This window comes from Pseudarthrobacter sp. MOO13 (assembly GCF_058267655.1).
Genome location: NZ_CM177848.1, coordinates 2860835 through 2884731, shown reverse-complemented (window position 1 = coordinate 2884731; position 23897 = coordinate 2860835). Strand labels below are relative to the sequence as shown.

Sequence of the window (23897 nt, the reverse complement as noted above, 5' to 3'; positions counted from 1 at the left end):
ACAGTGACGCTCATGCGGGTGCGGTGCCGCCCGTTGTACGGTAGGCCCATGACTGCCTCTTCCGAACCCGAAAACCAAGGTGCCGCGTCCCTCCCGTCCTGCGCGACCGGCCGCCAATACGAGCTGCACCGTGGCGATGCCGCGGCCGTGGTCACCGAGCTGGCGGCAGGCCTGCGCTCGTACCACCGGGGCGGTGTCCTGCTCACGGAAACCTACGGCGATGACCAGATCGCTCCCGGCGCCACCGGGATTACGCTGGCGCCCTGGGCCAATCGGGTGGAGGACGGGACCTGGTTCCTGGACGGGAAGAAGCAACAGTTGGACATCACGGAAGTGTCCCGCAACAACGCCAGCCACGGACTCCTCCGGAACACCGGCTACTCCCTCGTGGGGAGGTCGGAACATTCGGTGGAACTTGAAGCCACCGTCTTTCCGCAGCATGGGTACCCCTTCCTGGCCCGGCACCGGGTGCACTACCAGCTCACCGACGACTTGGGACTGCACGTCAGGCAGACGCTCATCAACGATTCCACGGCTCCGGCTCCCTTCGTCCTGGGCGCACACCCCTACCTGCGGGTCGGCGACACGCCGGTCGAGGACCTGAAGCTGACAGTCGCCGCCGAAACCCGGCTGGTGGCCGATGACCGCCTGATCCCGCGCAGCACGGCGCCGGTGGACGGAGATACCGACTTCCGCTCCGGCAGCGCGATTGCCAATCTCGCAGTGGATGTCGCCTTGACCGACCTGCGCTACGACGGGGGCAGGGCGCGGCACACCCTGGCCGCCGCCGACGGCGCCGCGGTGTCGCTCTGGCAGGACGAAGCCTGCCGCTATGTCCACGTTTTCGTCAGCACCGAATACCCCGGCCGGACCCGCGCCGTGGCCGTGGAACCGATGACCGGACCAGCGAACGCTTTCAACTCCGGAGACGGCCTTCGCTGGCTGGCGCCGGGCGAATCCTTCAGCATCGAATGGGGGATTGACTATGTCCCGGCCCCGGCCGGGGCGTTGGTTTCCCATTAGCGCAAGGCTGCGGAAGTATTGGGTTATGACGCCACATGAGGACGCCGTAACCCAGGCAAACCAACCTTCTGCCCCCGCTGCCCCGCTGAGGGTGCTGACGGATCGTGAACTCGACAAGGACATTCCCTACGGCGTCCGCATTGCGGCGTCCTGGTCGTGGCGGCTGGGACTGATCCTGCTGATGGCAGGAACCCTCGTGTGGCTGCTGAGCAAGATCACGCTCCTGATCATTCCGATCATGGTGGCCGCGCTCCTTGCAGGACTCCTGAGTCCGGTCACGCACTGGTTGAAACGCCGGCGCCTGCCCGCCGGCCTCGCCGTGGCCGTGACGGTCCTGGGCTTCATCGGGGTCATCGCCGGTGCGCTGGCCCTGGTGGGCCGCCAGCTTGCGGTCGGGTTCGGAGAACTCTGGTCACAGGCCCTCGAAGGCATACGGCAGGTCCAGGACTGGCTGTCCACGGGCCCCCTGCACCTCACGGACGCCCAGGTGGACCAGTACGTCAAAGACGCCAGTGACGCGCTGCAGAACAATAGCAGCAGCATCCTCAGCGGTGCGCTCTCCTTCGGCAGCACCGCCGGACACTTTGCGGCCGGGATGCTCCTGTCACTGTTCATCCTTATCTTCTTCCTGCTGGAAGGAGACCGGATCTGGGCTTTCCTGGTCAGGCTGCTGCCCCGAAAGGCACGGGCAGCGACGTTCGGTGCAGGCCGCAAGGGCTGGGCGTCAATGGTCAGCTATGCGCGCATCCAGATGTTCGTCGCTGCCGTCGACGCGATCGGTATCGGCGTAGGCGCGGCCATAATCGGTGTCCCGCTGGCGCTTCCGCTCGGCGTGTTGGTCTTCCTCGGCTCCTTCATCCCGGTGGTGGGCGCCCTGGTGACGGGCGCCGTCGCCATCCTGCTCGCCTTGGTGGCCAACGGCCCGGTCAACGCGCTGGTCATGCTGGCCATCGTCCTGCTGGTCCAGCAACTCGAGGGCCACATCCTGCAACCCCTGGTCATGGGCAAGGCCGTCTCGCTGCACCCTGTGGCGGTAATCCTCAGCGTTGCGGCGGGCTCGTACCTCGCCGGAATCCCCGGGGCGCTCTTTTCGGTACCCATCCTGGCCGTAGCAAACTCGGCCGTTCGCTACATTGCCGCAAGAACGTGGGAACATGAACAAGTGCCGGTCATCGCCGGAAAGCCCATCACAGCAGGAGCGGGCGGGGACAACACCATCGAGGACGTTGAACCGCAGGCTGCATCCGATGCGGGGCTGGAGGCGGCCGGCGCAACAGCCGAAAACCGCGATGCCCGCACCGCCTCCCGAGAGGGCACCGGAGCCGAATCCAGAGGAGAGTAGTCCGTGAAGATCCTTGAAACCCTTCCCGTCACACTGGACGATGTCCTTGAGGCGCAGAAGCTGCTTGACGGGATTATTGCGCGCACCCCCGTGGAATCGTCCCGCGCGCTGGGCGGCATGGTGGGCGGTGACGTCTACTTCAAATGCGAAAACCTGCAACGGGCCGGGTCATTCAAGGTGCGCGGTGCCTACGTCCGCATGGCGCGGCTCTCCGCGGACGAGAAGAAGCGCGGCGTGGTGGCAGCGTCCGCCGGCAACCACGCCCAGGGTGTAGCCGTTGCCGCCAAGAGCCTGGGCATCAAGGCCCGCATCTACATGCCCCTGGGAGTGGCTCTGCCCAAGCTCGCCGCGACCCGCAGCCATGGCGCCGAAGTGATCCTCCATGGACACAACGTTGACGAGGCGCTGGCCGAAGCACAGCGCTACAGCAATGAGACCGGAATGGTCTTCGTCCACCCGTTCGACAACGTGGACGTCGTGGCAGGGCAGGGGACCGTTGGCCTCGAAATCCTGGAGCAGGTGCCCACCGTCGACACCGTACTCATGGGCGTGGGTGGCGGAGGGCTCCTTGCTGGGGTCGCCGTCGCCATCAAGGCCCGGGCCAGGGAACTCGGCCGCGAGATCCGCATCATCGGCGTCCAGGCGGAGAATGCCGCCGCCTACCCGCCCTCGCTGGCCGCCGATGCCCTGGTGCCGCTGAAGAAGGTTTCCACCATGGCTGACGGCATCGCCGTGGGCCGCCCGGGGCAGTTGCCCTTCAGCATAATCCGCGAACTGGTCGATGACGTGGTCACCGTCAGCGAGGACTCCCTGGCCCGTGCCCTGATCTTCCTGCTGGAACGGGCCAAAATGGTGGTGGAGCCCGCAGGTGCGGTGGGCGTCGCGGCCCTGATGGACGGCAAGATCGAGAACCCGGGAACCACCGTGGCCGTCCTCTCCGGCGGCAACATCGATCCCATGCTGATGCTCAAGGTCATCCAGCGCGGCCTCTCTGCCGCCGGTCGCTACATGACCGTTCGAATGATGCTGGACGACCGTCCCGGCTCCCTGGCAACCATTGCGCGCATCATCGCCGAAAACGATGCGAACGTCACCGGCCTGGACCACACCCGCGTGGGTGGTTCCATCAGCATGGGCGACGTATCCATCACGGTGAATCTTGAGACCAAGGGCCACCAGCACGGTGAGCAGGTCCTCAGCGCACTCCGCGCTGAAGGTTTCCAGCCGATCGTGGTCCATTAGGACAGGGCATGGCCGGACCTGCTGGTAACGGACGCCTCCCCGGGCGCCAAACCCTGGCGTCGCGCGCGAAGGGCGGCCTGGCGGTGCTGGGCGGCTTCCTTGCCCTGTTGTTCGCCCTGGAGGTGGCCAACTCGCTGATGATGGGCGCGCTGGTCAGGACATTCGGGCTGCGGCCCAGGAGCGCCGACGGGCTGCTGGACATCTTCACCTTCCCGCTGCTGCACGCCAACCTGAACCACCTGCTCTCCAACAGTTTTCCACTGGTTATCTTCGGGTTCCTGGTGTTCCTGTCCGGGCTGCGCGTCTTCCTGACCGCGCTGGCCTTCAGCTGGCTGGGCAGCGGCCTGACCGTGTGGCTCATTGGCGACGGCGTTACCGTGGGGGCATCCGGCCTGGTCTTCGGGTTGTTCTCGTTCCTCCTGGTGCGAGGCTTCTTCAACCGGAGCTGGCGGCAGATCCTGCTCGCCGTGGTCCTGTTCATGGGCTACGGGAGCATCCTGTTGGGCGCCCTGCCGTTCGTTGCCGGTTACGTTAGCTGGCAAGCGCACCTGGGCGGTGCTGCCGGCGGTGTCGTGGCTGCGCTCCTGCTCCGGCCCCGCGTCCCGGCAACCGTGGGGCCCTGAGCAAAGCGCCTGTGTGCCGGCACGGTCGGCTTTAAACACTGCGGCGGCCGTCCCCTGAGGGGACGGCCGCCGCAGTGTGCCAGCGTCGGCCAGGCCGGCGAAGGCTAGGCTGCGTAGGGCTTGGCGGAGAGGATCTCCACCTTGATGTCTTTGCCGTTCGGAGCGACGTAGCTGAGGGTGTCCCCCTCCTTATGGCCCACGATGGCGGCACCCAGCGGCGACTTTTCGCTGAAGACATCCAGATCCGAGTCGCCGGCGATTTCACGGGAGCCCAGCAGGAACGTCTCTTCGTCCCCGGCGATTTTGGCCACCACGATCATGCCCGGTTCCACGATGCCGTCATCGGCAGGTGCTTCGCCCACGTGGGCATCCCGAAGCAGCACGGTCAGCTGGCGGATGCGGGCTTCAATCTTGCCCTGCTCCTCCTTGGCTGCGTGGTAACCGCCGTTTTCCTTGAGGTCGCCCTCTTGCCGCGCTGCTTCAATCTTCTGGACGATCTCCGCCCGGCCTGCGCCGGAAAGGTGGTCCAGCTCTGCCTTCAGGCGGTCAAAAGCTTCCTGGGTGAGCCAGGCTGCAGAAGCGCTGTTGGTGGTAGACACGGACTTCTCCTCTGGTGGTCCTACATGCAAAAGACCCCGCCATGGTGGCCACTTGTGGAGCAGCAACCAGCTCAGCGGGGTAAAGGTATCTATCCAGTGTAGTCAATCACTTGGAGATAACCCAACCTGGACGAGTCGCCGGTCACATCCCTTATTGCGCCTGGCTGGGAATCCAGCAGCTGTCCACCAGGCCCGACACGGACTCCGACTCAGTGAGCACGGTGACGCGCTGGGCGACTGTCCTGCCGCCGTCGGCCGTTCCATCCGCCGCCGACGGCGGGATGTCAACCACCTTCCAGCCGACGACGGCGAACTTGGAATCCAGTGCCTTGACGGCGCACTTCACGGCGTTTCCGGGCTCGCGGGTGACCTGGAAGTCGACCTCGGCAACGGTGGAATCGGTGGTGCTGTAGCCGATGTCCTTGTACGTCACCCCGGACAGGGAATTCGACGTCGAAACCCATGCCAGGAACCCGATTCCGGCCGCGAGGGCGATGCCGATGGCGGTGCGGCTGGCCTTGGGAGTGAACCGGCGCTTTTTAGCACCATACCGATTGGCTAGGCTAGTGTCTGCGGGCGCGGGTTGGGCCGGCTGGTCCGGGGAAGTCACCAGACCAGTTTAGTGCCCTTTCCGCCGGCACTCTGCGGCGGCCGTGGCCGCCGGTGGGGCACGACGCCCGCTTCAACATCCTTCGGCTGCCACAAGCCGCGAAACAAGAATAAGGAGCCGTCCTTTCCATGACAGCGTCCAGCAACTCCCAGGTGCCGCTCCGGCTGCTCGCAGTCCATGCCCACCCGGACGACGAATCCAGCAAGGGCGCTGCGACCATGGCCATGTACGCAGCCACGGGCGTGGACGTCATGGTGGCAACCTGCACGGACGGGTCGCGCGGCGACATCCAGAACCCGGCAGTCGAAGGCGAACCACACCCGAAGCGGGACATGGCCGGTGCCCGCAGGCTGGAAATGGCCAACGCAGCCTCCATCCTTGGCATCAAGCAGGCGTGGCTTGGATTCGTCGACTCCGGACTTCCCGAAGGCGATCCCCTTCCGCCGCTTCCGGCCGGTTCGTTCGCCACCTTGCCCCTGGAACGGGCTGCGGCGCCGCTGGTGCGGCTGGTCCGTTCGTTCAAACCGCACGTCATCCTCAGCTACGACGAAAACGGCGGCTACCCCCACCCTGACCACATCATGGCCCACCGTGTGGCTGTGGAAGCTTTCGAAGCCGCCGGCGATCCGGGACGCTACCCGGACGCGGGGGAGGCATGGGAGCCGAGCAAGCTCTACTACGACCGCGCCTTCAGCCCCGAACGGTTCCGGGCCCTGCACTTTGCGCTGGAAGAGGCGGGCCTCCAGTCCCCGTATGCCGAGCGTTTGGCCGCGTGGCTCGAATCCGACGCCGAGGGCCACACCCCGCCGCCGGCGCCGCACCCCACCACCACACAGATCGACTGCGGCGACTACTTCGAAGTTCGTGACGACGCCCTGCGCGCCCACCGGACGCAGGTGGACCCGCTGGGGTTCTTCTTCGCCGTCTCACCCGACATGCAGCGCCGGACCTGGCCCTGGGAGGACTACTCCCTGATCCATTCGAGGGTGCCGTCCGAGCTCCCGGAGAAGGACCTGTTCGCCGGGCTAAGATAGTCAGAGCAGGCTTTTTCTATCAAGCGTAGAAGTCGGGTGCGTCCCAGGCCCGTGCTGTCCGCCTCCTGCTGCATCCGTTCCACCAAAAGGTATCAATCGTGCATTCACTGCTCCTCCGCCTCGCCACCACGCCGACCCCGTTGCCCACTCCAACGCTTCGGGACGGGATCTCCGAGGACCAGGTGACCCCCGGCCTGCTGGGGTTCGTCATGACGGCTTTCTTCGTGGTGGCCACGGCCTTGCTGATCGTCGATATGGTGCGCCGGATCCGCCGGGTGCGCTACCGCGCCCAGGTGGAGGAAGAACGCATGGCGGCCGCAACCGCGGCAGACGTGGAGGCGGCTGACGCGCAGGACGGGCTCGACGACGGCCCGCGCCCGGCAGCGCCGGAGTCCAACGGAAACGGGCTCCAGCGGCCGGGGGAGTAAACCGGCGTCAGGCCAGGACCGCCAGTGCGATGGCAACGAAGTGCGCTGCGAAAGCCAGCACCGTCAGTGCATGGAACAGTTCATGGAAGCCGAAGTGGTGATAACTGAAGTTTGGCTTCTTCAGGGCGTAGAAGACGGCGCCGGTGATGTAGAGAACTCCGCCCACGCAGATCAGGACCGCTGAAGCCGGGCTCGCCTGGAAGAACTGCGGCAGGTAGAACAGGGCGCCACAGCCCAGCGCGATGTAGATGGGCACGTACAGCCAGCGGGGCGCATCGGTCCACAACAGCCGGAACAGCACGCCAAGGATGGCCCCGGACCAGATGACCCACAGGAGGATCACCGCCTGCGGGCGTTCCAGGAGCGTCCATGCCAGCGGCGTGTAGGTGCCGGCGATGACGAGCATGATGTTGGTGTGGTCCAGCCGCTTGAGGACCAGCTTGACCCGTGGGGACCAATTTCCGCGATGGTAGACGGCACTGACACCGAACAGCAGCACGCCGGTGGCCGCAAAGACGGCAGAGGTGATCCGCCGGTCCGCGGTAGGGGCCAGGACAACCAGGACGATGCCCGCGGCAAGCGCCAGCGGGGCGGTGACGGTGTGGATCCAACCCCGCCATTTCGGTTTGATCATCAGCAGTTCCGCCAGGCGGACGGCAGCATCATCCACTGCGTTGGGCCCGGGCCCGTCGCCGGGGTTGCTGCCCTCCGGCCCGGACGGCCGGGAACTGTGCGGAGCGTCGCTGTTCATTGGTCCAGAATAACTTACGCATCGGTAAGTTACTCGTTGGTAACTTAGTGTCGGATCCGCCTCCCGGACCCCGGCGCGTCCCGGAGCGCTGCTGGCGGTAGCCTAGGATGTGGATGTACGTACGGCAGGAAAGTCAGGTGAGTGGACGCGTGGAGTTGCCCGGGTTCCTCTATGGCTACTACGAACGCCGGCTGCTGAAGGATCTCCCGCGCGACCGGATTCCCCGCCACATTGGCGTCATGGTGGACGGCAACCGGCGCTGGGCCAAGCAGTTCAACGCCCCCACCAGCCAGGGCCACCAGGCGGGCGCGGACAAGATCCATGAGTTCCTCGGCTGGTGCCAGGAACTCGGCGTCAAGGTGGTCACGCTGTACATGCTGTCCACTGACAACATGAACCGGTCCAGCGAGGAATTGGACCTCCTGATGGGCATCATCGCCAACACGCTGGACCGGCTCGATGACGACGCCAATATTTCCGTCCACGCGATGGGTGCCCCTGAACTGCTTCCGGACTACTTGGCTGAGCGGCTCAACAAGCTGACTGCGCGGACTCCGGTGCGGGAAAAGATCCACGTCAACGTCGCCGTCGGGTACGGGGGAAGGCGGGAAATTGTCGACGCCGTCCGCGAACTCCTGCACGACGCCGTCGCCAAGGGCATGGACATTTCCAAGCTCGCCGACGACCTGTGCGTCGATGACATCTCGCGCTTCCTCTACACCCGCGGCCAGCCTGACCCGGACCTGGTGATCAGGACATCGGGGGAGCAGCGGCTCTCCGGCTTCCTCATGTGGCAGAGCGCCTACAGCGAGTTCTATTTCTGCGAGGCCCTGTGGCCTGCCTTCCGAAAAGTCGATTTCCTCCGTGCCCTGCGTGACTACGCCGGCCGGCAGCGGCGCTTCGGCGCCTGACACCCCCGGTTCAGCACGAGTTAATCGACGCGCAACGGGAATCGCCGCGTAATGGTTGCGGAAACTTGGCCGGGTGGATTTACGTTATATCCATCAGCAGGCAAAACCGCCGGCTGATCGGGGAGGCCAATACATGGAGCGAAACATCGCACCGGTTGTATGGGAGGCCGGACCCGGCCTCGTGGCCGAGCCGCCTCACCAATAACAATTCCGGGCTGGTGCCCGGGGCTGGAGTCGATGTGGCTACTTCTGAACGACTGCCCGAGGTCCTGGCTGGACAGGGCGGAAAAGCTACCTCTCGCGCCGAGCGCGCCACTTTTGAAACCGGCGCAGCAACTGATGCTGCGGCCGGTTTCGCTGTCTCCGGAAGGGAAGCCGACATCCACACCTTCGTCATCGACACGTCAGTCCTGCTCTCGGACCCCCGGGCACTCCTGCGGTTCGCCGAGCATGAAGTCGTGGTGCCAATCGTTGTGATCACCGAACTTGAGGCAAAACGGCACGACCCCGAACTGGGCTACTTCGCCCGGAAGGCCCTGCGGCTCCTGGACGACCTCCGGGTCAAGCACGGCGGACTGAACCAGGCCATTCCCATTGGTGACGACGGCGGCACCCTGGTGGTGGAGCTCAACCACATTTCGGCGGAGGTACTGCCACTGGGCTTCCGCAGCGGTGACAACGACAGCCGGATCCTTGCCGTCGCCAAGAACCTGGCCAACGAGGGCCGCAGTGTCACCGTGGTCTCCAAGGACCTCCCCATGCGGGTCAAAGCGTCCGCCATGGGCCTCACCGCCGACGAATACCGCAACGAGCTCGTCAAGGACTCGGGCTGGACCGGCGTCGCCGAAATCGAAGCCGACGAACAGGAAATCTCTACCCTGTACGGGCACGAACCCGTGTTCATCCCCGCCGCGGCGGAACTGCCCGTCAACACCGGCCTGGTCCTGCTTTCCAACCGCGGCTCGGCCCTGGGCCGGGTGGGGGCGGACAAGCAGGTGCGCCTGGTCAAGGGCGATCGAGATGTCTTCGGCCTCCACGGCCGGTCCGCCGAGCAGCGGCTCGCCATCGACATGCTGATGGATCCGGGCGTCGGCATCGTGTCCATTGGCGGACGCGCCGGCACCGGAAAATCGGCGCTCGCCCTTTGTGCGGGCCTCGAAGCCGTACTCGAACGCCGCGAACACCGGAAGGTGATTGTGTTCCGGCCGCTCTACGCCGTGGGCGGCCAGGAACTTGGCTACCTGCCCGGTTCGGAATCCGAAAAGATGAACCCCTGGGCGCAGGCGGTCTTCGACACGCTCGGGGCCTTGGTCAGCCAGGAAGTGGTGGAGGAAGTCATGGACCGCGGCATGCTCGAGGTCATGCCGCTCACGCACATCCGCGGCCGCTCCCTGCACGACGCCTTCGTGATCGTGGACGAGGCGCAGTCACTGGAGAAGAACGTGCTGCTGACGGTGATGAGCCGAATGGGCCAGAACTCCAAGATCGTCCTTACCCACGACGTCGCCCAGCGGGACAACCTCCGCGTCGGGCGCCACGACGGAATCGCCGCCGTCGTCGAAACCCTGAAGGGACACCCGCTCTTCGGCCACGTCACCCTCACCCGCTCAGAGCGCTCGCCCATCGCAGCGCTGGTGACAGAGCTGCTCGAAGGCTAGTACCTGAGTTGGCAAGGGGCCGTGGCCGGGTTCGCCGGGCCACGGTCCTTCGCCGTCGCTTAGACACGACGCATAGGGGCACCTGCGGTCGTTCGGCGAGCTGCGCACATGTCCGGTTCGAGTCCTTCGCGTAGGAGCGCATCGCCGACCAGAGCGTTGCGCAGGTCGCCCAGCGACCGTAGCGGCGCGCCGGGAGGTGTCTAAGCGACGGCGAAGGGCTCGAAGCGGACGAACCCGGCCACTGCCCGGCCAACCCAGCCAGGACTTACGCGACCTTCAGGAACCTGGCCGCTGCTTCGTGGCCCTCCACCTTCAGCTTCCATTCGGGGCGATTGAAGGTTTCGGGGGTGAGGCGGACGTGCTGGAGCGTTTCGACCTTGGTACCCCAGGCTTTGCGGGTGATCCCGTTCAGTTCGTAGCCAAGGGAGCGCGAGACGCCCAGGGAGGCGTCGTTCCAGGATGCGGCCTCGGATTCGGCCACGTCGGCGCCCAGCCAGTCAAAGGCCCAGAGCACGACGGCGGCACGCATCTCCGTGCCCAGTCCGCGCCCTTGGACGGACTGCTGAAGCCAGGAGCCGGTGCTGACGGTCTTGAGGCTTGCGAAGTCCTTGGCACCAATGTCCTGGCAGCCGACAAAACGTCCCTCGTGCCAGATGCCAAGCAGCAACGTCCAGTTTTCCGGGGAGCATTCGGCCCTGCACCGCCAGTACCAGCGGGCCATGTTGGGGCCCAGTTCGTCGTCCGAAAGTTCCGTCCAGGGCATACTGAACGGGTTGCGGCCGGCCTCGTGGATGCCGCTGCGGGCCGCTGCCACGGCGGCGGGCACGTCCTGATCGGTGATGGGCCGGAGCTCAAGCCGGGGTGTGGCCAGCCGAAGGTCGAACAGGGGCCAGATGGAGCTCAGGGAAGTCATCCGCGAAGCCTAGCTGATCGTCACCGCCTGTACCTGTCACGCTCAGGCGGGGAGGTCCCAGGTGATGTGCCGCCGGACGTCCGTGAGGTTCATGGACTGGGCCAGGAACAGGTCATCAAGCATGTATTCGTCCACGGCAATGATGCGGATCCAATGCCCGTAATCACCGGTCCCCGGTTCCAGTGACCGGCTGGCGACGCAGACCCCGGTGCCCACGTCCACGCGGAGGCGCGTGCGCCCGGGAAGGCACAGCGGAGCAGCGGCATCCCCCGGGTGGTAGGCGGCGTTGGCGACCACCACCGCTTCCAGGGCGGCCCTGCCTTCGTGCTCGACATGGTGGATGTCCTTGATGTCCAGTGCGTTGCTGCCCGGGAATTCGATGGGAACCGGAGCGTTGCCGGCGAGCTCAACGGGGTCCAGGGCGGCCGAGAAGCGTCCGTTGCCGAAACCCGGTTCGCCGTACGCTGCCTCAGGCCTGCGGCGGACCTGTCCGGCGTCGTCATAGACGGGGGTGACCAGATGGGGCGGCAGGAGCCAGGACTTGCGGGTGGAGCTGACGTAGAAGTCACCACGGGAATCGTTGATTCCGGTGGTGCTGTGCAGCACCAGGCCATCCGGACTCTCCAGCCGGAGCGCCCCGGGCCGCCGCAGCCATGCCCGGACGAACGGCGCCCCCGGTCCGGGAGCCGCATCGAATGGCTGGTCCCAGTACTCGAACCTCAGGGACTGCCACTTCCAGGGGGATGACCGGCACAGGTTCCGGAACTCGGCAGCCGGATCCGCGGGCGTGCCAGGAGGGTCCGGAACCGTCCGGCGCCGGGACTCCCAGGTCGACATATCCACAGTTTACGCGGCGGCGCTACGGCCGGTACGGCCGGATCCAGTAGCATCCGAGGGGTGATCGGACGACTGGGCGACCTGTGGCAGTACACCCCCGTGGCCTTCTGGCTGGTGCTGGCCGCCTGCCTCTACTTTGTGGTGATGGCTGTGCGGCTCACCGTTATCGATGTCCGGCACCATCTCCTGCCCAACCGAATCGTGTTTCCCTCCTATGCCGTGGCAGGACTCCTTCTCCTGGCCGCAGCGGCGACGGGCTGGGGCGGGGCGGTGACGGCCGCGGGGGATCCGAACGGCAACCCCATCATGCCTGTTGTCAGGGTGCTGGCGGGGGCCGCGATCCTCTGGCTTTTCTACTTCGTCCTTCGCCTTGCCTATCCGCCCGGGATGGGATTCGGCGATGTGAAGCTGGCGGGCGTGCTGGGCATGTACCTTGGCTACCTCAGTTGGGGACATCTCTTCGCCGGCACCTTCCTCGCGTTCCTGCTCGGCGGCCTGTGGTCGCTGGCGATCCTGGCGGCCCGCAGGGGAACGCTGAAGTCCGCCATACCGTTTGGCCCGTTCATGCTTGCCGGGGCCGCGGCCGCCATGCTGCTGCCGGCGTAGGTGTAAGGCCTTGGGACGTCTTTGGCCTTGGGTAGGCTGGCATTATGCCTGCACCTGAATACGTTCTGAAACTGCGCAAGAAGATCGGCAACGACCCCCTCTGGGTTCCCGGCGTCCGGGGCGTGGTGGTCGATGACGGGGGCAGGATCCTGCTGGCCCAGCGGGCGGACAACCGGCAGTGGGCCCTGATCAGCGGGATGCTGGACCCGGGGGAGCAGCCTGCCCGGGGCCTGGTCCGGGAGATCTTTGAGGAAACGGCCGTGGTGGCGGAAGCCGAACGCGTGGTATCCGTGGGGGCGGTGGGTCCGGTGACCTACCCGAACGGCGACGTCTGCGAATTCCTCGACGTCGTGTTCTTGTGCCGTTACGTGTCCGGCGACGCCAGGGTGAACGATGACGAGTCCCTGGCGGTTGGCTGGTTCGGACTGGACGAGCTTCCCGAGCTCATGCCGGGCCACCTGACCAGCATCCGTCAGGCGCTGACGCCGGCAGGAGCCGTCTACTTCGAGCCGTAGGGGTGCTCGGGACCTGCCCGTTCCCGGCCGGGCCCGGTGCCAGGTTGGCGGTACGGAACAGGGACGCCGCAACCCCCAAGATTGCGGCGTCCCTGTTGGTCTCAGCCGGCCCTGGGTGCCCAGGCCCGGCACCCGGCCAGCCACGGCTGCGCCAGGCGTCCGACGACGGTCAGCGGCCCGGGGAGACCAGCTCGCCGTCGTCGTCCTTGGCATGCTCGTCTGCAGCGCGGGCCGCGGAGCTGGCGGGCAGCCCGGCAGCGAGCCGTTCTGCTTCCTCCCCGCCGACTGCCTCGCCGCGTGCCACCATACCGGCGGTATCCGACAACGGGATCTGCTTGAGCGTCAGGGCCAGCAGCAGTGCCACGGCAATGAACGGCAGCAGATACCAGAACACGGGCGCCAGCGAATCCGCGTAGGCGTTCACGATGGCGTCGCGCAACTGTGAGGGAAGCTGGCTCAACGCCTGCGGGTCCAGCGTCCGGGTGGACTGCCCGGCCTGCTCGGCGGAGGCTCCCGCCCCCGTGAAGGCAGCGGTCAAGGCCTCGGAGAGGCGCGTGGTGAAGATCGACCCGAAGACGGCGACGCCCATGGCGGCGCCAACCTCGCGGAAATAGTTGTTGGTGCTGGTGGCGGTGCCGATCTGGTCCGCAGGGACGGAGTTCTGGACCACCAGGACCACTACCTGCATGATCAGGCCCAGCCCGGCGCCGAACACGAACAGCTGGAGGCAGATGACCCAGATGGGGGTGCTGGCGGCAAGGGTGGTCATCCACAGCATGGCGGCCATGGTGAAGGCGGCGCCCAGGATGGGGAACATCTTGTATTTGCCGGTCTTGGAGATCCGGATGCCTGAGTAGATGGACGTGCCCATGAGGCCGGCCATCATGGGCAGCATCAGCAGCCCGGATTCTGCGGCCGACGTGCCCGAGGACATCTGCAGGAACGTGGGGACGAAGGCGATGGCGGAGAACATGCCAAGGCCAAGGGTGAAGCCGATGGCTGTGGCGTTGATGAAGATCCGGTTCCGGAACAGGCTCAGCGGGATGATCGGATCCTCGGCGCGCCGCTCCACCAGCACGAACGCGGCGGCGGAGACCAGCAGGCCGGCGCCGAATGCCCAGGTGAGGGGTGAATCCCAGCCTTCGTCCTTCTTGCCGCCGAAGTCGGTGAAGAAGATCAGGCAGGTGGTGGCCGCGGAGAGCAGGACCACGCCCAGGATGTCGATCCGTTTCTCGGCCTTCTTGTTGGGCAGCGTCAGGGCGAACCAGGCGATGGCGAACGCGGCAACGCCCACCGGAATGTTGATGTAGAAGGCCCACTCCCAGGTGAGGTGGTCAACGAAGAAGCCGCCCAGCAGCGGGCCGGCCACGGCCGACAGGCCGAAGATGGCGCCCAGCGGGCCCATGTACTTGCCGCGCTCCTTGGCGGGCACGATGTCGGCGATGATGGCCTGGGACAGGATCATCAGGCCGCCGCCGCCCAGGCCCTGGATGGCGCGGAAGATGACGAAGCCCCAGAAATCCGTGGCCAGTGCGCAGCCCACGGACGCGAGGGTGAAGAGTGCGATGGCCACCAAAAACAGGTTGCGGCGGCCCAGGATGTCCCCGAATTTGCCGTAGATGGGCATGACGATGGTGGTGGCCAGCAGGTAGGCCGTGGTGATCCAGGCCTGGTGCTCCACTCCGCCCAGCTTGCCCACGATGGTGGGCATGGCGGTGGAAACGATGGTTTGGTCCAGGCTGGACAACAGCATTCCGGCGATCAGCGCGGAAAAGATGATCCAGATGCGTTTTTGCGTCAGCAGGAGTGGGCCTGCCGGCGCCTTGGTGGTGGCGGTACTCATGATTGTCCTTCTGCGGCGGTGGGGTCCGGAATGTCGAATGGCTGGGAGAAGAGCAGGCTGGCAGCGGAGATGTTCTCCAGGAGCAGGTCCCGGTACGGGCGTGTGTTGCCGTCGGAGAAATAGGCCATGCTGCTCTTGCGGGCGATGGTGCTCAGGAGGACCACGGCCATCTGCACCACCGGGTGGTCCGGGGCCACGCCTTCGCGCCGTGCCACGTCCTTGGCGAACTGGGCTTCCCGCTGCTCGGTGACGCCGATGATGCGGAGGATGAGCTGCGGTTCCTTGCGGACCACGCCTATCAGTTGCCGGGTATCTTCCTCGGACTCCGTCATGTCCTCGGCCAGGCGCAGGGAGAGCCGGACAAGGTCCCGGAAGAGGGTGGGTGAGATGGCACCGGCGGGTGAATCCGAACCGCCGGCCACGAATTCGTCGATGACCGCCGACGGGACGTCATCGTCCGCGTGGCCGATGATGGCGTCTTCCTTGGTGGGAAAGTAGTTGAAAAACGTCCGGCGTGAGATATCCGCCGCCTCGCAGACTTCCTCCACGGTGTAACCGTTGAGCCCGTGCTCGGCGGTCATGCTGCGGGCAGCGGCGGTGATGGCGCGCCGGGTGGCGGCCCGTTTGCGTTCGCGGAGTCCGGGATCCGAAGTTGCACTGTTACTCACAAAGTAAAGTTTTGCACTAAGTGAAAACAAGTGCAAGTTTTTCTGGGAGTCGGCAGGGGCTTAAACGGACGACGGCGGCCGGCACCTTTCCTGCGAAAGGTGCCGGCCGCCGTCGGACGCCACCTTTCCTGCGAAAGGTGCCGGCCGCCGTCGGACGCTGCGGCGGGTTATGCCTTGTGCGCCGGAGCCGTCATGGTGGTGACGTCCAGGGCCTTGTCCAGGTCTGCCTCTGAAACCTTCCCGTCGCCCTCGCCGACGAAGCCAAGCTGCTCGGTGGCCTGGCGGATGGTCAGGCCCTCCTTGACGGCGGTCTTGGCGATCTTGGCGGCGTTCTCGTAGCCGATGTACTTGTTCAGCGGGGTGACGATGGACGGGGAAGCCTCTGCGAGGAAGCGGGCGCGCTCCACGTTGGCGGTGATGCCGTCAATCATCTTGTCCGCCATGACCCGGCTGGTGTTGGCCAGCAGCCGGATGGACTCAAGCAGGTTGGCGGCCATGACCGGGATGCCCACGTTGAGTTCAAACGCGCCGTTGGTACCGGACCAGGCGATGGCGGTGTCGTTGCCGATGACCTGGGCTGCCACCATGATGGACGCCTCGCAGATGACCGGGTTGACCTTGCCCGGCATGATGGAGGAGCCCGGCTGCAGGTCCGGGATGGCAATTTCGCCGAGGCCGGTATTGGGGCCGGAGCCCATCCAGCGGAGGTCGTTGTTGATCTTCATGAAGGAGATGGCGATGTTGCGCAGCTGGCTGGAGGCCTCGATCAGGCCGTCGCGGTTTGCCTGTGCTTCGAAGTGGTCGCGCGCCTCGGTCAGCGGCAGGCCGGTGTCCGTGGCGAGCAGTTCGATGACGCGCTCCGGGAAGCCTGCGGGGGTGTTGATGCCGGTCCCCACGGCGGTACCGCCCAGCGGAACCTCGGCGACGCGGGGGAGCGAGGCGTTGATCCGCTCGATGCCGTAGCGCACCTGCGCGGCGTAGCCGCCGAACTCCTGGCCCAGGGTGACCGGGGTGGCGTCCATGAGGTGGGTGCGGCCGGACTTGACCACGTCCTTGAACTCAACGGCCTTGCGCTCCAGCGACTCGGCCAGGTAGCCCAGTGCGGGGATCAGGTCGTTGATCAGCGCGGAGGTGGCGGCGACGTGGACCGAGGTGGGAAACACGTCGTTGGAGGACTGTGAAGCGTTGACGTGGTCGTTCGGGTGGACCACCTTGTCACTGCCGGCAGCCTTCAGGGCGCGGGTGGCCAGCTCTGCCAGGACCTCGTTGGTGTTCATGTTCGAGGAGGTGCCGGAGCCGGTCTGGAAAACGTCGATGGGGAAGTCGCCGTCGTACTTGCCGGCGGCCACCTCGTCGGCAGCGTCTGCAATCGCCTTGGCCAGCTCGCCGTCGAGCACGCCCAGTTCTGCGTTGGCCTGGGCGGCAGCCTTCTTGACCCGGGCCAGCGCCTCAATGTGGGTGCGTTCCAGGGTCTTGCCGGAAATGGGGAAGTTCTCCACTGCCCGCTGCGTCTGCGCGCGGTACAGTGCGTTCACGGGGACGCGGACTTCGCCCATCGTGTCATGTTCAATGCGGAACTCTTCAGTGGAAGTCATGGGGCTAGCTTATGGCGATCAGGGGCCCCATCGAAAACCGTTAAGGGGGCCGCACGGAGGTCCCGTGCAGCCCCCTTGGCGGTGTGGCTACAGCTCGCCGATTCCGTAAACCAGGTCAGCGCGGCCTTCCGCCAAGCGGTAGGAAAGGCCGACGACGGCGGTGCGGCCGCCCTCGATTGCGTCGGAAATCACACGGGAGCTGTCCGCCAGGCGCTGCGAGGTCTGCTTGACGTGCTCCACCACCATGTCGTTGACCTCGTGCTGGTCGTTGCGCAGCGAGGTCAGGACGGAGGGCGTGATGCGCTCGACGAGGTCGCGGATGAAGCCTGCCGGCATCTCGCCGGTCTCCACGGCGTCCTTGGTGGCTGTCACGGCACCGCAGCTGTCGTGGCCGAGGATGACAATCAGGGGCACGTTGAGCACTCCCACGCTGTACTCCAGGGAGCCCAGGACGGCGTCGTCGATCACTTGGCCGGCGGTGCGGACCACGAAGACGTCGCCCAGGCCGACGTCGAAGATGATTTCCGCCGCGAGCCGGGAGTCGGAGCAGCCGAAGATCACCGCGAACGGATTCTGCGTCTCCACCAGCGATGAGCGGCGGGATGCGTTCTGGTTCGGATGGGAGGACTCGCCGTTTACGAAACGTTCGTTGCCTTCGCGCAGGCGGCGCCAGGCCAGTGCAGGGGTCAGGTTAGTCGTCACGGGCCCCACCTTACGGCGTGGGGGCCGCCGAGGGTGAAACTGTGACGGCCGGGCTGCTGTCCAGGGAGGTCACGACGGCGGCCGCCAGCGTGGAGAATTCGTCCAGTTGGGCGGCGCCGGAGAGGATGACGGTGCTGCCCCGGTAGTTCAGGATCATCGACTTTTCGCCCTTGCCGGTGTCACGCAGCTCCCAGTCCTGGCCGCCGGCGTTCCGGGTACCCGTCACGGGGGCGTTCTTGGTCTGCTGGAGGAGCCAGGTGGGGTTGGAACTCTTGGTCTGTACGAGGGCGATGAATGAGGTCTTGGGCGTCAGGTAGCCGACTTCCCACGTGGGCACGCCGCTGCCCGTCCCGGCCTCCCACCGCGCGTAGTTGGCGCGGAAGGCGTTGCCGGTATCCGGTGCGACGGGTGTGAATCCGGCCACATCCGCGGCGTTCCGGGCCACCGACGCGACGTCGATGTCCGGCCGGTAGCCGTCACTTTTCGGTTGCGGGTTCATGAGGACCACGGGCAGGAACGCGGCAATGCTGAGGACCAGGGCAATGATCATTCCGATCACCGAGGCGTTGGCCCGTTTGGCGGCCGCCGCCGGAATGACGGGCTTTACGGGGGTTTCCGCACCGGCCTTTGCTGCCTCGGGCCGGCCTTCGGGCTGTGCCTGGCCGGAATTGGGGCTGGTGGCTTCCTGCATGTCATTCACTTCTCTATAGTCGCCCATCCCGGAGCCGTAGTTCCATTCGGGGGTCAGCAGGCCGCGGAGGCGGATGTCCGGGCACATTGCGCCGCAGCGTCATGGGCCGCCCGCCGAGCGGCGCCGCGACTATGATCGGTACCAGAGGAATCACCGCTCTGCTGCACCGGCAAGCGGGTTCAATGATCGCCACTCGAAGAAGAGGTTCACGTGTCACCAGCGTCCATGACCCAGAAGTACTCCACGATTTCACCGTCCCTTGCGGTGGGCCACGACGAGCCGGACCGCAACCTTGCCCTTGAACTCGTCCGCGTCACCGAGGCCGCGGCCATTGCCGGCGGCCACTGGGTTGGCTTCGGCGACAAGAACACCGCTGACGGTGCGGCCGTCGATGCCATGCGCTCCTTCCTGCAGACGGTCCACTTCAACGGCGTTGTGGTCATCGGCGAAGGTGAAAAAGACGAAGCCCCCATGCTATTCAACGGCGAACGCGTCGGCGACGGCACCGGCCCCGAGGTGGACGTGGCCGTGGACCCCATTGATGGAACACGGCTGACCGCCCTGGGCATCAACAATGCGCTGGCCGTCCTGGCCGTCGCCGAGCGGGGCTCCATGTTCGACCCCTCCGCCGTGTTCTACATGGAAAAGCTCGTCACCGGTCCCGAAGCGGCGGACATGGTTGACCTGCGCCTGCCGGTCAAGCAGAACCTGCACCTGATCGCCAAGGCCAAGGGCGTGAAGGTGAACCAGCTCAACGTCATGATCCTGGACCGGGACCGGCACCGCCCGCTGGTGGAGGAAATCCGCGAAGCCGGCGCGCGCACCAAGTTCATCATGGACGGCGACGTCGCCGGGGCCATCGCGGCGGCCCGCTCCGGCACCGGCGTGGACGCCCTGATGGGCATCGGCGGTACCCCTGAGGGCATCGTGGCCGCCTGCGCCATCAAGTCCCTCGGCGGCGTCATCCAGGGCCGCCTCTGGCCCACCAGCGACGAAGAGAAGCAGAAGGCCATCGACGCCGGCCACGACCTGGAGCGCGTGCTTTCCACCAATGACCTCGTCTCCAGCGACAACTGCTACTTCGCCGCGACGGGCATCACCGACGGAGACCTGCTCAAGGGCGTCCGCTACTCCAAGGACAAGGTCCTGACCCAGTCCATCGTGATGCGTTCAAAGTCGGGAACCATCCGCTTCGTGGATGGCGAGCACCAGGCCAGCAAGTGGGAGGGCTACGCCCGCAAGAGCTGATCCGCATCCGGAAACGGATACCAGGGCCCCGGGGCGCCATGCGCGCTGCCGGGGCTTTGGCGTTAACGCCTTGGTATAGGGTTTAAGCCATGATTCCTGCCGTTGTGCCCTGTATTGACCGCGTCCTCTGGGACGAATATGTCGACCGGTTCCAGGGCCACCCGCAGCAGCTGTGGGGCTGGGGAGAGACCAAGGCGATGCACGGCTGGTCCGTGGACCGGGTCCTCGTCAAGGCCGGTGACGAAACCATTGGCTGTGCCCAGCTCCTGGTCCGGAAGCTGCCTGCACCCTTCCGCGCCCTGGTCTACATCCCGCGCGGTCCGATGTGCACCGTGGAGAATGCGCAGGAGGTGCTCAACCGGCTGGCCGAGCACGCAGCTCTTCGGCACCGCGGCGTTGCCCTCAGCATCGAACCCGACTGGGACCGCGGCTCTGCCTTCGCCGGTGCCGTCGCCGCAGCCGGCTTCCGGGAATCGGCCAACACCGTCCTGATCCCCAGGACACTGATCCTGGACCTCACCCGGTCAGACGATGAACTGATGGCGGAGATGTCCAAGTCAACGCGGGCCAACATCCGCAAGGCGATGCGCAGCGACGTGGAATTCCGCAAGGTCAAGAACGACTCCGAGCTGGAGCAGGTGCTAGCGATCTACCACGACACGGCGGAACGTGCCGGGTTCGGCATCCACGAGGACCAGTACTATCGCGACATCTTCCGGAACCTGGGGGACGCCTCGCCCATCGTCGCAGCCTTCGACGGCGAACAGATGCTTGCTTTCACGTGGCTTTCCCGCAGCGGCACCACCGCGTTCGAACTTTATGGCGGCGTGTCCGCCGAGGGCCAGAAGCAGCGCGTGAACTACGGGGTCAAGTGGGCGGCATTGCAGTTGATGCGGGAAGACGGCTGCAGCCGGTATGACTTCAACGGCCTCCTCAACGACGGCATCTCCGACTTCAAGAAGCAGTTCGCCAAGCATGAGGACATGCTCCTGGGGACCTGGGAAAAGCCGTTGTCGCCGTTCTACCCCGCGTACTCCACAGCCATGCCGCTGGCCCGCAAAGGCCTCCAGGCGGCCCGCCGGCTGGTCAAGGGCGCGGCGGGCCGGGCGCAGGGGCTGATGAAGCGGCGCTAGAGTCCGGTAGTCACGGCGAAGGCCAGGGCAGGCTCGCTGCTGCCTGCTGCCCGGTGGACGTTGACCGGGGCCTCGGCAGCGGCCACGAACGCGCTGGAACCGCGGGACAGTTCCAGGTCGCCCTTGGGTGAGTCCAGGTAGACGGCACCGGCCACCACTATGACCACGGCGGCGCCGGACTGGGCCAACGGGACGGGGCCGGAGTCCGGGCCCAACTCGATGCGCTGAAGCTGGAACTCCCCGAACGGCGGCCGGTACACCTCCTGGTCCATCATGGTCCTCCCGGCGTCCAGCATCGGAACGGCCACCGGGTGGAAGTCGATGGTCTTCAGGAGCTCCGGCACATCGATGTGCTTGGGGGTCAGGCCGCCGCGCAGGACGTTGTCCGAGGACGCCATGACCTCCACGCCGAGGCCATGGAGGTACGCGTGGACGTTTCCTGCCGGCAGGTAGACGGCCTCGCCGGGCTGCAGGGAGATCCTGTTCAACAGCAGCGAGATCAGGACTCCGGGATCGCCGGGGTACTTCTCATTGAGGCTGATGACGGTTCCGAGCTCGGCCTCGTACGGCGCCAGGGGAGCTCCTGAAAGCAATGCTGCCACCACCAGGGCCGTAGCCTCGGCCACGGCCTGCCCGCCGGTGATGAGCCGTTCGAAGGCATCGTGCAGGCCGGCGCCTTCATCTTCCGCGGAGAGGTCGGACAAGAGGTCCTGCACCAGGACAGGGCACTCATCCGGTGACGGGAAGGTCCCGGCAACGTGGTCCAGGATCTTCCGGGTCTCGGCCGCCGGGCGGAACCCGCACAACGCCTCGAACGGCGTGAGGGCGAAGATCATTTCCGGCTTGTGGTTGTCGTCCTTGTAGTTCCGGTTGGCGGCATGGGGGTCGAGCCCTGCATCCTTTTCCCGCGCGAACCCGGCCCTTGCCTGCTCCAGGCTGGGATGGACCTGGAGGGACAGCGGCTGGGCTGCGGCCAGGATCTTGGCCAGGAAAGGCAGCCGCGGGCCAAAAGCGGCCACTGATTCCGCACCCAGGAAATGCTCAGGGTCGGTGGCGATCAGGTCGTCGAGCGGGCGTCGTCCGCCGTCCTCGGAAATGTGGGCCACCGACGGCGAATCAGGGTGCGCGCCGATCCACAGTTCGGCCTCGGGCCGCCCGGATTCGGGGCGGCCGAGCAGCGAGGCGATCGCCGTCGTCGAGCCCCATGCGTAATCCCGAAGGACGTTCTCGATCTCGTACAAGGATGTTCCGTTTCCCTAGGTGTGATGGGACGGCTACAGTGCGGCGCACTGGCCGTTGGTGGCCACGAGGTTGCGGATGGCCTGCTCGTTGCCCTGGCGCTTGAAATCGTCCAGCATCTGCTCCGTGATCGGCTCACCGTCGGGGGTGGTGGTCACCGGTGTGAAGTCCGACGGCGCCGTGGACTCCTGCGGCAGTCCTCCGGTCATGGCCCGGGAAAGCCCGGCCGGTCCTGCCGCCTGGACGTGCCCGGCACCGGCTGCCGGTGCGTTGATCGTGTCGTCGGACGCCCCTGTTGCCTGGGCTCCTGACGCCGACGCCAGCAGCTGGTCCACACGGTCGTGGATCTGGTCGAAATCGGGGTTGGTGGAGAATGCGGGGTCGAAGTCCGGCGGCCCGATGGTGAGCCGCTTGACTTCCTTGCCCTTGGCCTTGATGGCCAGGTCCACAAAACTGCCCAGCTGGGTGGAGGAAATGTTGGACTCCACCACCTTGGTGCCGGCGTTGGCAATGTCCTCGAATTTGGACAGCAGGGTGGCCGGGTCCAGCTGCTTGAGCATGGCCTGCTGCACGCACTGTTGGCGGGCGATGCGGGCGTAGTCGTCCACGAACTCGCGTGACCGCCCGTACCAGAGGGCGTGGTAGCCGTCCAGGGTGTTGTCGCCGGCCGGTATCCAGCCCAAGGGCATGCCGTGGATGCCGTTGGCTTCATCGATGGTTTCACCGCTGATGGGCACCCAGCCGCCCGCCTTGATCCTGATGCCGCCCATGGCATCGATCAACTTGGAAAAGCCGTCCATGTCCACCAGGACGTAGGCCTGGATGTCCATGCCAAGCGTGCCGGATACGGCCTCCAGGGTGGCCTGCGCCCCAGGGTCCGCCACGCCCGGGTAGAGATTGGCGTGCTCGTTGGTGACCTCGGTGTTGATGGCGTTGATCAGGCATTCGTCCCCGCAGTCGTAGCCGTCGGGGTAGATGGCGCGCATGGGCGAGTTCGCGCTGAACTGGGCATTTTGGAAGTTCCGGGGGATGGAAATGATGGCTGTCTGGCCGGTCTTGGCGTCAACGCTCAGCACGGAAAGGCTGTCGGGGCGGCGACCGGTGCGGTCGTCTCCGGCGTCGCCGCCCATCATCAGGAAGTTGTACCTGCCGTCCACTGGCTCAATGGCGGGCCCGGACGAGAAAATGCTGCCGATCGCATTACGGCCCACGTTCAGAAGGTAGGCGGCGTAGCCCAGGGACCCGCTGCCAAGGACCAAGGCCAGCACCAGGGCGATCCCGACAGCGGGGCGGGCCGGCGGTGCCAGCAGGACCGGGCGGATGATTCGCAGGGTGTTGACGAACAGCAGGGCCCAGCTAACAGCCAGGGCCGTCAGCAGGATCACCAGGACCAGTGACGTGACGGGGTTGGTGAACACGTTGATCACCAGCGTCCGGTCCAGCAGGAGGAGGACCACTGCCACGGCCAGGAGTGCCCAGACACAGAGCGTGGTGCGCAGCGCGATCCTGCCCAGCTTCCGGTCGCCGGCCACGAGCTGGGCGCTTCCCGGTACCAGCAGCGTCAGGAGGACCAACACGAAGGCCCGTTTGGTGCGGACTGCCGGGGAAGCGCCGGCCGGGTAACGGACCGGATCAGTCAAAATCGCTCCGGTGCCCGGCTGCTGCGTGCTGCTGGCCATTCCCGCC

Annotated in this window: 24 protein-coding genes; 12 read left to right on the top strand and 12 right to left on the bottom strand. The window is 66.1% G+C overall.

The window, feature by feature from the left end; all coding sequences use genetic code 11:
* Positions 1–48 precede the first annotated feature (48 nt).
* The 4 genes from AC4EEO_RS13185 to AC4EEO_RS13170 are packed head-to-tail and all read left to right on the top strand — an operon-like array spanning position 49 to position 4230.
* Positions 49–1023, top strand: coding sequence for an aldose 1-epimerase family protein (locus AC4EEO_RS13185; protein WP_491329568.1), 975 nt, complete (start codon positions 49–51; stop codon positions 1021–1023).
* Positions 1024–1048: 25 nt separating this feature from the next.
* A complete protein-coding gene (locus tag AC4EEO_RS13180; protein ID WP_240617806.1) occupies positions 1049–2365 on the top strand; it encodes an AI-2E family transporter in 1317 nt (438 codons plus the stop codon).
* 3 nt (positions 2366–2368) lie between these two features.
* On the top strand, positions 2369–3607 hold the full coding sequence (gene ilvA, locus AC4EEO_RS13175; RefSeq protein WP_109863468.1) for a threonine ammonia-lyase: 1239 nt from the start codon (positions 2369–2371) through the stop codon (positions 3605–3607).
* Between the two features lie 8 nt (positions 3608–3615).
* Positions 3616–4230: a rhomboid family intramembrane serine protease gene (locus AC4EEO_RS13170; RefSeq protein ID WP_491329569.1), complete on the top strand. Its 615-nt coding sequence runs from the start codon at positions 3616–3618 to the stop codon at positions 4228–4230.
* A 104-nt stretch (positions 4231–4334) separates the two neighbouring features.
* Here AC4EEO_RS13170 and greA read toward each other — a convergent pair whose 3' ends face one another.
* A complete protein-coding gene (greA, locus tag AC4EEO_RS13165; protein ID WP_018761893.1) occupies positions 4335–4829 on the bottom strand; it encodes a transcription elongation factor GreA in 495 nt (164 codons plus the stop codon).
* A 151-nt stretch (positions 4830–4980) separates the two neighbouring features.
* Entirely contained in the window at positions 4981–5439 is a 459-nt protein-coding gene (locus AC4EEO_RS13160) for a DUF4307 domain-containing protein (RefSeq protein WP_491339005.1), read from the bottom strand.
* A gap of 128 nt (positions 5440–5567) precedes the next feature.
* Here AC4EEO_RS13160 and mca point away from each other — a divergent pair, with 128 nt between their 5' ends.
* Positions 5568–6473, top strand: coding sequence for a mycothiol conjugate amidase Mca (gene mca / locus AC4EEO_RS13155; RefSeq protein WP_018761891.1), 906 nt, complete (start codon positions 5568–5570; stop codon positions 6471–6473).
* A gap of 98 nt (positions 6474–6571) precedes the next feature.
* Complete coding sequence (locus AC4EEO_RS13150; RefSeq protein ID WP_109863465.1) at positions 6572–6901, top strand: hypothetical protein; 330 nt, start codon at positions 6572–6574, stop codon at positions 6899–6901.
* 7 nt (positions 6902–6908) lie between these two features.
* Here AC4EEO_RS13150 and trhA read toward each other — a convergent pair whose 3' ends face one another.
* Complete coding sequence (trhA, locus tag AC4EEO_RS13145) at positions 6909–7652, bottom strand: PAQR family membrane homeostasis protein TrhA (protein ID WP_018761889.1); 744 nt, start codon at positions 7650–7652, stop codon at positions 6909–6911.
* 149 nt (positions 7653–7801) lie between these two features.
* Here trhA and AC4EEO_RS13140 point away from each other — a divergent pair, with 149 nt between their 5' ends.
* A complete protein-coding gene (locus AC4EEO_RS13140) occupies positions 7802–8563 on the top strand; it encodes an isoprenyl transferase (RefSeq protein WP_018761888.1) in 762 nt (253 codons plus the stop codon).
* Between the two features lie 239 nt (positions 8564–8802).
* Complete coding sequence (gene phoH2 / locus AC4EEO_RS13135) at positions 8803–10221, top strand: RNA 5'-3' helicase PhoH2 (protein ID WP_018761887.1); 1419 nt, start codon at positions 8803–8805, stop codon at positions 10219–10221.
* Positions 10222–10486: 265 nt separating this feature from the next.
* Here the strand turns inward: phoH2 and AC4EEO_RS13130 are convergent, their stop codons facing one another.
* Both AC4EEO_RS13130 and AC4EEO_RS13125 read right to left on the bottom strand, forming a co-directional pair.
* Positions 10487–11134 carry a GNAT family N-acetyltransferase gene (locus tag AC4EEO_RS13130; RefSeq protein WP_018761886.1) on the bottom strand — a complete coding sequence of 216 codons (648 nt, stop codon included), beginning with the start codon at positions 11132–11134 and terminating at the stop codon, positions 10487–10489.
* Between the two features lie 42 nt (positions 11135–11176).
* Complete coding sequence (locus AC4EEO_RS13125; protein WP_491339004.1) at positions 11177–11971, bottom strand: hypothetical protein; 795 nt, start codon at positions 11969–11971, stop codon at positions 11177–11179.
* Between the two features lie 60 nt (positions 11972–12031).
* On the opposite strand from AC4EEO_RS13125, the gene AC4EEO_RS13120 reads away from it, so the two are divergent.
* Together AC4EEO_RS13120 and AC4EEO_RS13115 are read left to right on the top strand one after the other, a co-directional pair.
* Positions 12032–12577, top strand: coding sequence for a prepilin peptidase (locus tag AC4EEO_RS13120; RefSeq protein ID WP_018761884.1), 546 nt, complete (start codon positions 12032–12034; stop codon positions 12575–12577).
* Positions 12578–12621: 44 nt separating this feature from the next.
* A complete protein-coding gene (locus AC4EEO_RS13115) occupies positions 12622–13092 on the top strand; it encodes an NUDIX hydrolase (protein WP_109863460.1) in 471 nt (156 codons plus the stop codon).
* A 169-nt stretch (positions 13093–13261) separates the two neighbouring features.
* Here the strand turns inward: AC4EEO_RS13115 and AC4EEO_RS13110 are convergent, their stop codons facing one another.
* The 5 genes from AC4EEO_RS13110 to AC4EEO_RS13090 all read right to left on the bottom strand — a co-directional run bounded on the left by AC4EEO_RS13110 (position 13262) and on the right by AC4EEO_RS13090 (position 18678).
* Positions 13262–14935: an MDR family MFS transporter gene (locus AC4EEO_RS13110; protein WP_491339003.1), complete on the bottom strand. Its 1674-nt coding sequence runs from the start codon at positions 14933–14935 to the stop codon at positions 13262–13264.
* Positions 14932–15603, bottom strand: coding sequence for a TetR/AcrR family transcriptional regulator (locus AC4EEO_RS13105; RefSeq protein ID WP_043424020.1), 672 nt, complete (start codon positions 15601–15603; stop codon positions 14932–14934). The genes AC4EEO_RS13110 and AC4EEO_RS13105 overlap by 4 nt, the downstream gene beginning before the upstream one ends.
* Positions 15604–15770: 167 nt before the next feature.
* Positions 15771–17198, bottom strand: coding sequence for a class II fumarate hydratase (locus tag AC4EEO_RS13100; RefSeq protein WP_109863457.1), 1428 nt, complete (start codon positions 17196–17198; stop codon positions 15771–15773).
* A gap of 87 nt (positions 17199–17285) precedes the next feature.
* Complete coding sequence (locus AC4EEO_RS13095; protein ID WP_018761879.1) at positions 17286–17900, bottom strand: carbonic anhydrase; 615 nt, start codon at positions 17898–17900, stop codon at positions 17286–17288.
* A gap of 10 nt (positions 17901–17910) precedes the next feature.
* Complete coding sequence (locus tag AC4EEO_RS13090; protein WP_240617805.1) at positions 17911–18678, bottom strand: DUF4245 domain-containing protein; 768 nt, start codon at positions 18676–18678, stop codon at positions 17911–17913.
* 138 nt (positions 18679–18816) lie between these two features.
* Here AC4EEO_RS13090 and glpX point away from each other — a divergent pair, with 138 nt between their 5' ends.
* Together glpX and AC4EEO_RS13080 are read left to right on the top strand one after the other, a co-directional pair.
* On the top strand, positions 18817–19839 hold the full coding sequence (gene glpX / locus AC4EEO_RS13085) for a class II fructose-bisphosphatase (protein ID WP_018761877.1): 1023 nt from the start codon (positions 18817–18819) through the stop codon (positions 19837–19839).
* Positions 19840–19928: 89 nt separating this feature from the next.
* Entirely contained in the window at positions 19929–20972 is a 1044-nt protein-coding gene (locus tag AC4EEO_RS13080; RefSeq protein ID WP_491339002.1) for a lipid II:glycine glycyltransferase FemX, read from the top strand.
* Here AC4EEO_RS13080 and manA read toward each other — a convergent pair.
* Positions 20969–22213 carry a mannose-6-phosphate isomerase, class I gene (gene manA / locus AC4EEO_RS13075; RefSeq protein WP_491339001.1) on the bottom strand — a complete coding sequence of 415 codons (1245 nt, stop codon included), beginning with the start codon at positions 22211–22213 and terminating at the stop codon, positions 20969–20971. The two genes, AC4EEO_RS13080 and manA, sit on opposite strands and share 4 nt — an antisense overlap.
* Before the next feature lie 33 nt (positions 22214–22246).
* Positions 22247–23890: an LCP family protein gene (locus AC4EEO_RS13070; RefSeq protein WP_491339000.1), complete on the bottom strand. Its 1644-nt coding sequence runs from the start codon at positions 23888–23890 to the stop codon at positions 22247–22249.
* Between the last annotated feature and the right edge of the window lie 7 nt (positions 23891–23897).